At 68.9% G+C, this 7,102-nt stretch carries 6 protein-coding genes; 1 reads left to right on the top strand and 5 read right to left on the bottom strand.

Annotated elements, in window-relative coordinates; all coding sequences use genetic code 11:
• The 5 genes from E1283_RS28405 to E1283_RS28385 form a co-directional block, all read right to left on the bottom strand.
• The coding region (locus E1283_RS28405; RefSeq protein WP_132821030.1) for a Tellurium resistance at positions 1-729 on the bottom strand (729 nt) is incomplete at its 3' end.
• 145 nt (positions 730-874) lie between these two features.
• The gene (locus tag E1283_RS28400; RefSeq protein ID WP_132821029.1) at positions 875-2,041 is read right to left on the bottom strand and encodes a DUF475 domain-containing protein; all 1,167 of its coding nucleotides are present in this window, start codon (positions 2,039-2,041) and stop codon (positions 875-877) included.
• Between the two features lie 48 nt (positions 2,042-2,089).
• A complete protein-coding gene (locus E1283_RS28395) occupies positions 2,090-2,719 on the bottom strand; it encodes a TerD family protein (RefSeq protein ID WP_132821028.1) in 630 nt (209 codons plus the stop codon).
• 88 nt (positions 2,720-2,807) lie between these two features.
• A complete protein-coding gene (locus E1283_RS28390; RefSeq protein ID WP_132821027.1) occupies positions 2,808-3,266 on the bottom strand; it encodes a peroxiredoxin in 459 nt (152 codons plus the stop codon).
• Positions 3,267-3,378: 112 nt separating this feature from the next.
• Complete coding sequence (locus E1283_RS28385; protein WP_132821026.1) at positions 3,379-3,813, bottom strand: DUF3052 domain-containing protein; 435 nt, start codon at positions 3,811-3,813, stop codon at positions 3,379-3,381.
• Positions 3,814-4,295: 482 nt separating this feature from the next.
• Here E1283_RS28385 and aceE point away from each other — a divergent pair, with 482 nt between their 5' ends.
• Positions 4,296-7,028, top strand: coding sequence for a pyruvate dehydrogenase (acetyl-transferring), homodimeric type (gene aceE / locus E1283_RS28380; RefSeq protein WP_132821025.1), 2,733 nt, complete (start codon positions 4,296-4,298; stop codon positions 7,026-7,028).
• The last annotated feature ends 74 nt before the right edge of the window (positions 7,029-7,102 follow it).

Genomic DNA, 7,102 nt, shown 5'->3' with positions numbered 1-7,102 from the left:
CCCCCACGACATCCCCCACCCGTACAGCCGGTCGATCTCGGACTGGAAGCCCAGCACGTACTTGACCTCCCGCCGCGCGACCAGCTGCCCCTTGTGGGGTTCGATGAGCGCCACCGCGCAGGCCCTGGCCTGCGGGACGGGGTCCGTCAGGCCGATCTCGATGTTCTTGCCGTCGGCCGTGACGAGCGTGACCACGACGTCGGCGCGGGCGAAGGCCTCCGAGCCGTCGTAGATGTAGACGAAGACCAGCAGCCGCTTGAACTGGTCCTTGTCGTCGAGGTTGACGTAGATCTGTTCGCCGGAGGCGGTGCCGAAGCGGTCGTCGCCGCTGAGCTTGATGAACGGCGGGTCGTTGAAGTCGCCGAGGAGGCCGCCGACGGACTGGACGACGCCCTTGCTGCCATCCGTGAGCTCGTACATGCAGGCGAGGTCGAAGTCTATGGTGGCGACGCCCTGCGAGTGGCCCTTGATCTCGGCCGGCTTGAAGATGTCCATCGGGTGCCGCAGCAGGCTCTGCCAGCCGGCCCGGCCGCTGCCGAAGTCCGTGCTGCTCCGCATCCGCCAGGACAGGTCGATCCGCAGGGTGCCGGAGTCCGCGCCTGGCGCGGTCAGCGGGGTGGTGGGGCGGCGCCTGGTGAGCTCCTGGGCGTAGCTGGACATGCCGCCCACCGTGTCGAACTTCATGTCGGCCGCGCCGCCGTTTCGCAGGTACGACCACAGGGACGCCATCGTTCCCCACCCCTCACCGAAGAGCCAACCGAAGAACCAACCGACCGGGTACACCGCGGGGCGGGCGGTCGTGTCCGTCGCCGGACCGTCGACCGAACCCGCCCCGCTCTAAGGTTTCCGCGGGTGCGAGCCGCTCACACCTGGCTCACACGCCGGAGCTGACCGGCTTCTGTGATGAGCCGTTGCCCGATCCGTCGGAGCCTCCTGATGACGCGTCCAGCCGGTTGGCGCGGACGGAGGACCAGAACGCGGCCGCGATCAGGCCCACGCCGACGAGGCCGGTGACGACCTCGGGCAGGTGCCAGCGGATGCTGATCAGCAGCATGACGGCCAGGGCGCCGATGGCGTAGTGGGCGCCGTGTTCCAGGTACCGGTAGTCGTCCAGGGTGCCCTGCCGCACCAGGTAGATGGTGAGGGACCTGACGTACATCGCGCCGATGCCGAGGCCGAGCGCCATCCAGAAGATGTGGTTGGTGATGGCGAACGCGCCGATGACGCCGTCGAACGAGAACGACGCGTCGAGCACCTCGAGGTAGAGGAACAGGAAGAACGCGGCGCGGCCGGCGAGCCCCACGACGGTCTGCTCCTTGCCGGTGCGCTTCGCCTCCGCCTGGGCCTCCTCCTCGGCCTCGGCGGCGCGTTCCTCGTCCTCCTCGAGACGGTTCTCGAAGTAGCCGGAGAGGCCACCGACCACGAGGTAGGTCAGGAGGCCGGCGAGGCCGGCGAGCAGCACCGTCTCGGTCTTGTCGACGTGCAGGCCGCCGTGCTGGTACGCCTGGTGGGCGACGGTGGTGGCGGTGAGCAGCAGGGCGACGAGGGCGACGCCGACGGAGAAGGCGTCGATCCGGCCCAGCTTGGCCAGCGGGCGCTCCAGCCACTTCAGCCAGACGATGTCCCGCTCCTCGAAGATGAAGTCGAGGAAGATCATCAACAGGAACATGCCGCCGAAGGCCGCGATCGCCGGGTGGGCGTCGGTGACCATCTCGGAGTACCGGTCGGGGTCGTCCAGGGCCAGCTCGACGGCCTCGATGGGCCCGACTCCGGCGGTGACCGCCACGATGACGACGGGGAAGACGAGCCGCATGCCGAAGACGGCGATGAGGATGCCGATGGTCAGGAAGATCTTCTGCCAGAAGGCGTTCATCCGCTTCAGCACGCCGGCGTTGACGACGGCGTTGTCGAAGGAGAGCGAGATCTCCAGGACGGAGAGGATCGCCACGACGGCGAAGCCCTCCCAGCCCCAGAAGTAGAGGGCGAAGAGGAGGCCGGCGATGGTGACGCCGAATGACCAGCCAAAGGTTTTCAGTAGCACAAGAAGTCCAGTCTCCCGCGCGGGGCCGCGGATATGCAGGCGAACATGTCAGACGTTGACCCCGTGGTCCAGGGCGATCCCGCGCAGACCCGAGGCGTACCCCTGGCCGATGGCGCGGAACTTCCACTCGCCAACGCGCCGGTACGGCTCGCCGAAGACCATGGCGGTCTCCGTCGAGGCGTCCTCGGTGAGGTCGTAACGGGCCAGTTCCCTTCCGTCGGCCTGGTTGATGATGCGGATATAGGCGTCGGAGACCAGGCCGAAGTTCTGTCGTCTGGCCTCCGCCTCGTAGATGGACACGGGAAACACGATCCTGTCGACCTCGGGCGCCATGGCCGCGAGGTCGACGTTGATCTCCTCCTCGTCTCCGCCGGTGGCGGAGTCCGTGGAGCCGACAAGCTCGTCGCCGAGGTGCTCGACGGTGCCGTCGGGGGACTTGAGGTTGTTGAAGAAGACGAAGTGGTCGTCGCTGAGGACCCGGCCCCGGGCGTCCGTCGGCAGGGCGCTGGCGTCCGGGTCGACGTCCGCGCCGCCGGTGCCGGCGACGCGGGCTCTCCCCCGGCTGACGCCGGGAGGTGCCCCCATGCCGAGCCCCGCCCTGACCGCGGTCAGGGCGGGGGCCCGCTTGGTCAGCGAGACGTTGGCGCCCTTGCCGAGACTGACTCCCCCGTTGGCCACCTGCTACTTCACTCCTTCCACGCGGGGCTCTGCCGCCCCACGCCGCACACGCGTCCCACCCGGTCGGTACCCAGGACCGACCGTGGGCTCACAGCCCCTTGAGGGCCGTGACGTAATCGTTCAGGTCGCGGGCGTCCGGAAGTCCGTTCACCACGGTCCAGCGGACGACGCCCTGCTTGTCGATCACGAAGGTGCCGCGGACGGCGCAGCCCTTCTCCTCGTCGAAGACGCCGTAGGCCCGGGAGACCTCGCCGTGCGGCCAGAAGTCCGACAGCAGCGGGTACTCGAGGCCTTCCTGCTCGGCGAAGACGCGCAGCGAGAAGGGGGAGTCGTTGGAGACGGCCAGCAGCTGCACGTCGTCGTTGACGAAGGTGGGCAGCTCGTCGCGGAGCGCGCACAGCTCGCCGGTGCAGACGCCGGTGAAAGCGAACGGGTAGAAGAGCAGCACGACGTTCTTCTCGCCCCGGAAGTCGGACAGCGAGATCGTCTGGCCGTGCTGGTTCTTCAGCCGGAAATCGGGAGCTGGCTGGGCGGGCTCGATTGCCATGGGCGCGTAATCCGTTCCACTGCCGAAAGTAAAGTGACGCCGCCCAGCCTACGACGAGCCCCCGGCAGGCATCCCGGCCCCCGGGGAGTGGACGCGCCCGCGCCGAACCTGGCTACTTCTTGCCGGCCCCCTTGGGGGTCACCAGCCGGCTGGCCGACCAGTCGCGGCCCGCGCTGAAGGTGCTGGTCTGGGAGAGGCCCGCGGTCTGGGCCGCCTCGCCGATGTCACTGGGTTCGACGTAGCCGGACCGTCCCGTCTTGGGTGTCAGCAGCCAGACCGGGGCTCCCGGGTCGATCATCGTGGTGGCGTCCACCAGCGCGTCGGTGAGATCGCCGTCCTCGTCCCGGAACCACAGCACCACCGCGTCGGCCACGTCGTCGAAGTCCTCGTCGACGAGATCCTGGCCCGTGATGGCTTCGATTCCCTCGCGGAGCTCCTGGTCGGTGTCGTCGTCATAGCCGAGCTCCTGGACCACCTGTCCGGCCTGGAAACCCAGCCTGGCGGCGGGGTTGGTCCGCTCCTCCGCGTGGTCCGCGGTCGCGCTCACGGATTGCTCCTGTCCTGTGTTGGAAAAGTACGGGTAGGCGCGCGCGTGTGCGCGGCTTGGGCCGTAGTCCACACGTGCGGGGCGGATCGCGCAAGTACCCGGCGGCCGCGCCTGCCCAAACGTTGACGTCTTGGCCGTTTCCGCGGGCCAGGGCCGGGGCCGCCGTCGACGGCTCCCGGCGGGGGCCGGACGGCGGTCCCCGGCCGATCACGGAGCGGAGTCGACGGGCGCCGGACCCCGATCCCGGGGCGGCTCCGGCGTGATCTGCGCCATAGCTCCGCGAACGGGTGTTCGTGGTCGGGGAACCCCGGGGGCGTAGGGTTGCCGGTCGGCGAACCTGTCGTCGAGCCGCCTTTTGTAGGGATCCAAAGAAGATCACGGACGATGATTACCGCCTAGTAGAGATGACGTTTCGCCGTCAGCGGTACACGATGGAGGCGGCGCGACACAGCAGAGCAGACAACTCACAGTGAAGGAACAGCGTGGCTTCCGGATCAGATCGCAACCCGATCATCATTGGCGGCCTACCCAGCCAGGTCCCGGATTTCGATCCTGAGGAGACTCAGGAGTGGCTCGACTCGCTCGACGCCGCCGTCGACGAGCGAGGCCGGGAGCGGGCCCGCTATCTCATGCTCCGCCTGATCGAGCGCGCCCGTGAGAAGCGGGTGGCCGTGCCCGAGATGCGCAGCACGGACTACGTCAACACCATCGCGACCAAGGACGAGCCGTTCTTCCCCGGCAACGAGGAGATCGAGCGCAGGATCCTGAACGCGACCCGCTGGAACGCGGCCGTGATGGTCTCCCGTGCCCAGCGGCCGGGAATCGGGGTGGGCGGCCACATCGCCACCTTCGGCTCCTCGGCCTCTCTCTACGACGTGGGCTTCAACCACTTCTTCCGCGGCAAGGACGGCGGCGACGGCGGTGACCAGGTGTACTTCCAGGGTCACGCCTCGCCGGGCATCTACGCCCGCGCCTTCCTCCTCGACCGGCTCTCCGAGCGTCATCTGGACGCGTTCCGGCAGGAGAAGTCGAAGGCGCCCTACGGCCTCTCCAGCTATCCGCACCCGCGGATGATGCCGGACTTCTGGGAGTTCCCCACGGTCTCCATGGGCCTGGGTCCGATCAGCGCCATCTACCAGGCGCGGATGAACCGCTACATGCAGGCGCGCGGGATCGCCGACACCACGAACTCCCACGTGTGGGCCTTCCTCGGCGACGGCGAGATGGACGAGCCCGAGTCGCTCGGCCAGCTGTCGATCGCGGCACGCGAGGGCCTGGACAACCTGACGTTCGTCGTCAACTGCAACCTGCAGCGCCTCGACGGCCCGGTGCGCGGCAACGGCAAGATCGTCCAGGAGCTCGAGTCCGTGTTCCGCGGCGCCGGGTGGAACGTGGTCAAGCTGGTGTGGGACCGCTCGTGGGACCCGCTGCTCGCGCAGGACCGGGACGGCGTCCTGGTCAACAAGCTCAACACCACCCCGGACGGTCAGTTCCAGACCTACGCCACCGAGACCGGCTCCTACATCAGGGAGAACTTCTTCGGCGGCGACCACCGGCTGCGGGCGATGGTCGAGGGCATGACCGACGACCAGATCCTGCACCTGGGCCGTGGCGGCCACGACCACCGCAAGGTCTACTCCGCGTTCAAGGCGGCCAAGGAGCACCAGGGGCAGCCCACGGTGATCCTGGCGCAGACGATCAAGGGCTGGATGCTCGGCCCGAACTTCGAGGGTCGCAACGCCACCCACCAGATGAAGAAGCTCACCGCCGACGACCTGAAGCGGTTCCGCGACCGGCTGCACCTGCCGATCCCGGACGGCCAGCTGGAGAACGGCGCCCCGCCGTACTACCACCCCGGCAGGGACTCCGAGGAGATCCAGTACATGCACGACCGCCGGCGCGAGCTCGGCGGCTACGTGCCGACCCGCGTCGTGCGGGCGAAGCCGCTGGCGCTGCCGGACGACAAGGCGTACGCGGGGGTCAGGAAGGGCTCGGGGCAGCAGCAGATCGCCACCACGATGGCGTTCGTGCGGCTGCTGAAGGACCTGATGCGGGACAAGGAGATCGGCAAGCGGTTCGTGCTGATCGCGCCGGACGAGTACCGCACGTTCGGCATGGACGCGATGTTCCCGTCCGCCAAGATCTACAACCCGCTCGGCCAGACCTACGAGTCGGTCGACCGGGACCTGCTGCTCTCCTACAAGGAGTCGCCGACCGGCCAGATGCTGCACGACGGCATCACCGAGGCGGGCTGTACGGCCTCGCTGATCGCCGCCGGCTCGGCGTACGCCACGCACGGCGAGCCGCTGATCCCGGTCTACGTCTTCTACTCGATGTTCGGGTTCCAGCGGACCGGTGACCAGTTCTGGCAGATGGCCGACCAGATGTCGCGCGGTTTCGTCCTGGGCGCGACCGCCGGGCGCACCACGCTGACCGGCGAGGGCACCCAGCACGCGGACGGCCACAGCCAGCTGCTGGCCTCCACCAACCCGGGCTGCGTGGCCTACGACCCGGCCTACGGGTACGAGATCGCGCACATCGTGAAGGACGGCCTCCGCCGGATGTACGGCGAGGGCTCCGAGGACGTCTTCTACTACCTGACCGTCTACAACGAGCCGGTCCAGCAGCCGGCCGAGCCGGCCGACGTGGACGTGGAGGGCATCCTCCGCGGCGTCCACCTGCTGCGGCGCGGCGAGGCGGGCACCGTCCCGGCGCAGATCATGGCCTCCGGCGTGGCCGTCCCGTGGGCCGTCGAGGCCCAGCGGATCCTCGCCGAGGAGTGGGGCGTCAAGGCGGACGTGTGGTCCGCGACCTCCTGGAACGAGCTGCGGCGCGAGGCCGTGGAGGTCGAGGAGCACAACCTGCTGCACCCGGAGGAGGAGCAGCGCGTGCCGTACGTCACGCGGAAGCTCTCGGGCGCGGAGGGTCCGTTCGTGGCCGTCTCCGACTGGATGCGGTCCGTTCCCGACCAGATCGCGCGCTGGGTACCCGGCCGGTACCAGTCGCTCGGCGGCGACGGCTTCGGCTTCGCCGACACCCGCGGCGCGGCGCGGCGGTTCTTCCACATCGACGCGCAGTCGATCGTGCTCGCCGTGCTGACCGAGCTGGCCAAGGACGGCAAGGTCGACCGCTCCGTCCTGAAGCAGGCCGTCGACCGCTACCAGCTGCTCGACGTCGCGGCGGCCGACCCCGGCTCCGCCGGGGGCGACGCCTGACGCTGGCCGCTGTGGCCCGGGTGGGTGGGGGTTCTTGCTGTCTCTTATACACATCTGAAGCTGCCGACGAACTC

The sequence above is a fragment of the Streptomyces hainanensis genome, from assembly GCF_004348415.1.
In the GTDB taxonomy this organism is placed as follows: Bacteria; Actinomycetota; Actinomycetes; order Streptomycetales; family Streptomycetaceae; genus Streptomyces; species Streptomyces hainanensis.
The sequence above is the reverse complement of the archived record's forward strand: the minus strand, read 5'-3'. Positions and strand labels throughout refer to the sequence as shown.

Bases quoted from the DNA above. Each gene is read 5' to 3' on its own strand.
- E1283_RS28390 (WP_132821027.1), bottom strand. From the start codon at position 3,266: ATGGCAATCGAGCCCGCCCAGCCAGCTCCCGATTTCCGGCTGAAGAAC.